This window comes from Streptomyces sp. SID14478, from assembly GCF_010548525.1.
Lineage (GTDB): Bacteria > Actinomycetota > Actinomycetes > Streptomycetales > Streptomycetaceae > Streptomyces.
The window spans coordinates 1-3,543 of sequence record NZ_JAAGMG010000185.1 but is presented as its reverse complement, the minus strand read 5'-3'; the positions used below and the strand labels follow the sequence as shown (position 1 = coordinate 3,543).

The 3,543-nt window shown below is 71.6% G+C and carries 4 protein-coding genes; all 4 read left to right on the top strand.

Annotation, left to right across the window (positions count from 1 at the left end; genetic code table 11):
- Positions 1-386 precede the first annotated feature (386 nt).
- Entirely contained in the window at positions 387-1,076 is a 690-nt protein-coding gene (locus tag G3I40_RS07030) for a spermidine synthase (protein ID WP_164301295.1), read from the top strand.
- Between the two features lie 94 nt (positions 1,077-1,170).
- Positions 1,171-1,908: a response regulator transcription factor gene (locus tag G3I40_RS07025; protein ID WP_164301294.1), complete on the top strand. Its 738-nt coding sequence runs from the start codon at positions 1,171-1,173 to the stop codon at positions 1,906-1,908.
- A gap of 44 nt (positions 1,909-1,952) precedes the next feature.
- On the top strand, positions 1,953-3,053 hold the full coding sequence (locus tag G3I40_RS07020) for a HAMP domain-containing sensor histidine kinase (protein ID WP_164301293.1): 1,101 nt from the start codon (positions 1,953-1,955) through the stop codon (positions 3,051-3,053).
- A 240-nt stretch (positions 3,054-3,293) separates the two neighbouring features.
- The coding region (locus G3I40_RS07015; RefSeq protein ID WP_164301292.1) for a hypothetical protein at positions 3,294-3,543 on the top strand (250 nt) is incomplete at its 3' end.

Here is a 3,543-nt window from a genome sequence, read left to right as displayed (position 1 = left end):
GGGCCCCGGCTCCCCACCGTGCCGACGGCGCCCAGGCGGCCCACGCCCCGACCCGGCCAACGAGGCCACCCCACCCCGACTGCCCGCCCCACCACCGGACCGCCGCACTCCGGCCCGCCGCACTCCGGCCCGGTGGTGAACACCCACTCCGGGGTGCCACGGGGTAGGACAGGCGGGGGCGGCCCCCATGGGGCACCCGCTGCACCCGACGACACCGCGCCACAGCCGCCCAGACGGCCCTCGCGCCTATCCCGCCGAGGAGGCCACCCCGCCACGACCGCGCCCCACCACGGGATCGCCGCACGCCGGACCGCGCAAGCACCCCGCACACTCCCGACTCGGCGATCGGCCCACCCTGTGTGGTCCGCCTGCGACAGGATGGCGGGATGAGCAGCACGTACCACCCCGAAGAGGGCCCGGTCACCCTGGACCGCCGCGAGGGCCCGTACGGCGAGGTCGTCCTGCGTCGGCACGGCGGTCTGCTCCAGATCATCGCCAACGGCACGTTCCTGATGGACACGTCCGACGGCCGCTCGGAGCGCCTCCTGATCGACGCGGCCCGCGACGCACTGACCCCGGACCGCGAGCAGCCCGCCGTCCTCATCGGCGGCCTCGGCGTCGGGTTCTCCCTCACCCACGCCGCCGCCGACCCCCGCTGGGGCCGCATCACCGTGGTCGAGCGCGAACCGGCCGTCATCGACTGGCACTTGACGGGCCCGCTGCGGCACCTGACCGCCCCGGCCCTCGCGGACCCCCGCACGGAGATCGTCGCGTCCGACCTCGTCCGCCACCTCCACGAGAGCTGCGTCACGTACGACGCCCTCTGCCTCGACATCGACAACGGCCCGGACTGGACCGTGACCGAGGACAACGACAGCCTCTACTCCCCCGCGGGCCTGGCGGCCTGCCGGGCCCGCCTCAACCCCGGTGGCGTACTGGCCATTTGGTCCGCACAGCCGTCCGCAAATTTCGAAGGAACCTTGCGGAATGCCGGATTCCGGGCGGTCCGCACCGAAGAGATCCCCGTTGTCCGAGGCGTACCGGACGTGGTGCACCTCGCAGTACGGGCCGCGTAGCCGACCGGCGGTAACTCCCCGTACGCTGACGTCCGAAACCCAGATCATTCAAGCGTCAAGCGCGCCACGCAGGCGCGCATTCAGGGGCGGGGCGATGGAGCAGACACACACCTCCCAGAACGGCAGCACGGCGACCCCGGGCGCCCAGCGACGGGTTCTCGTCGTCGAGGACGACCCCACGATCGTGGACGCCATCGCCGCCCGGCTGCGGGCCGAGGGATTCCTGGTGCAAACCGCACAGGACGGCCCGGCCGCGGTCGACACGGCCGAGGCGTGGCAGCCCGACCTGCTGATCCTCGACATCATGCTGCCCGGCTTCGACGGGCTCGAGGTCTGCCGTCGCGTGCAGGCGCAGCGGCCGGTACCGGTCATGATGCTGACCGCACGCGACGACGAGACGGACATGCTGGTCGGCCTCGGCGTCGGCGCCGACGACTACATGACCAAGCCGTTCTCGATGCGGGAACTGGCGGCCCGCGTCCACGTGCTGCTGCGCCGGGTGGAGCGCGCGGCCCTCGCCGCCGCGACCCCCCGCAGCGGCATACTGCGGCTCGGCGAGCTGGAGATCGACCACGCGCAGCGCCGGGTCCGGGTGCGCAGCGAGGACGTCCACCTCACGCCCACCGAGTTCGACCTGCTGGTGTGCCTGGCGAACACCCCCCGCGCCGTCCTCTCCCGCGAGCAGCTGCTCGCCGAGGTGTGGGACTGGGCGGACGCCTCGGGCACCCGCACCGTCGACAGCCACATCAAGGCGCTGCGCCGGAAGATCGGCGCGGAGCGCATCCGCACCGTGCACGGCGTCGGCTACGCGCTGGAGACGCCGACCCCATGAGCACCGGGGACCGGGCACCGTACGGACGCCCTCACCGGCCTCCGATGAACACGCACCTCGGCCCGCAGTGGGCCACCGGCGGCCTGCGCCCCTTCTCGATCAAGGCGAAGCTCGGCACGCTGGTCGTCGTCTCCGTCTTCATCACGACGGGGCTGCTCATGGTGGCGATGTACACGGCGACGGAGCTGCGCTTCATCACCGTGTTCTCGATCATCGCGACGCTGCTGATCACCCAGTTCGTGGCGCACAGCCTCACCGCGCCGCTGGACGAGATGAACGCGGTGTCCCGGTCCATCTCGAACGGCGACTACACGCGCCGCGTCCGCGGCGCGGACCGCCGTGACGAGCTGGGCGACCTGGCGGTCACGATCAACCGCATGGCCGACGAGCTGGCGGCCCAGGACGAGCAGCGCAAGGAACTCGTGGCGAATGTCTCGCACGAGCTGCGCACCCCGATCGCGGGCCTGCGCGCGGTCCTGGAGAACGTGGTCGACGGCGTCATGTCGGCCGACCCCGAGACGATGCGGACGGCGCTGAAACAGACGGAGCGCCTCGGCCGTCTCGTCGAGACCCTCCTCGACCTGTCCCGCCTGGACAACGGCGTGGTGCCGCTCAAGGCCCGCCGCTTCGAGGTCTGGCCGTATCTGTCGGGCGTGCTGAAGGAAGCCAACATGGCGGTGTCCCAGCGCGCGGGCATCGCCTCCGGCTCCGGTACGCACACCCGTACCGACGTCCACCTCCACCTGGACGTCTCCCCGCCGGAGCTGACCGCGCACGCCGATCCCGAGCGCATCCACCAGGTAGTGGCGAATCTCATCGACAACGCCGTGAAGCACTCCCCGCCGCACGGCCGCGTCACCGTACGGGCCCGGCGCGGCGCCTTCCCCGAGTCGCTGGACCTGGAGGTGCTCGACGAGGGCCCCGGCATCCCGCAGTCGGAGTGGCACCGGGTCTTCGAGCGCTTCAACCGCGGCAACGCGGGACAGGGCGGCGGCAACGGCAAGGGCGACGGCGGCACGGGCCTCGGCCTCGCCATCGCGCGCTGGGCCGTGGACCTGCACGGCGGCCGGATAGGCGTGGCCGAATCGGCTCGGGGCTGCCGGATCAAGGTCACTCTTCCGGGAGAACCGCGACCGCAAAGTTGACGTAGGGTTTCGGTCAGGCGGAGGTCAAGCCGCGCCCTGGCGTACCCGTACGCGCCCGGCGCGCGACGCACGCATGCGGAACCCCGCTTGTTTCCCGCCATTTCCCGGCCCGAAACCCCGCCTCCGGTGTGACTTACGCGACGGATGACCGGCCCGGTCTGCACGTCCCGCCGATGGAGGCGTAGCCTTTATTCCCGCTGTCCATCACCTTGTGAGAAGCGGAAGAGGGCGGTTACCGCCGTGTCGCAGTCCCCCAGTAACTCGAGCATCTCGACCGAGACCGACCAAGCCGGGCAGGGAAAGAACCCTGCCGCCGCCTTCGGTCCCAATGAGTGGCTCGTCGACGAGATCTATCAGCAGTACCTCCAGGACCCGAATTCGGTTGACCGAGCCTGGTGGGACTTCTTCGCCGACTACAAGCCCGGTGCCGCGGCCGCGGGGGCCGCGCCGACCGAGCCTGTGAAGACACCGGCCCAGAAGCCCGCGGCCC

Bases quoted from the DNA above. Each gene is read 5' to 3' on its own strand.
- G3I40_RS07025 (WP_164301294.1), top strand. From the start codon at position 1,171: ATGGAGCAGACACACACCTCCCAGAACGGCAGCACGGCGACCCCGGGC.
- G3I40_RS07020 (WP_164301293.1), top strand. From the start codon at position 1,953: ATGAACACGCACCTCGGCCCGCAGTGGGCCACCGGCGGCCTGCGCCCC.
- G3I40_RS07030 (WP_164301295.1), top strand. From the start codon at position 387: ATGAGCAGCACGTACCACCCCGAAGAGGGCCCGGTCACCCTGGACCGC.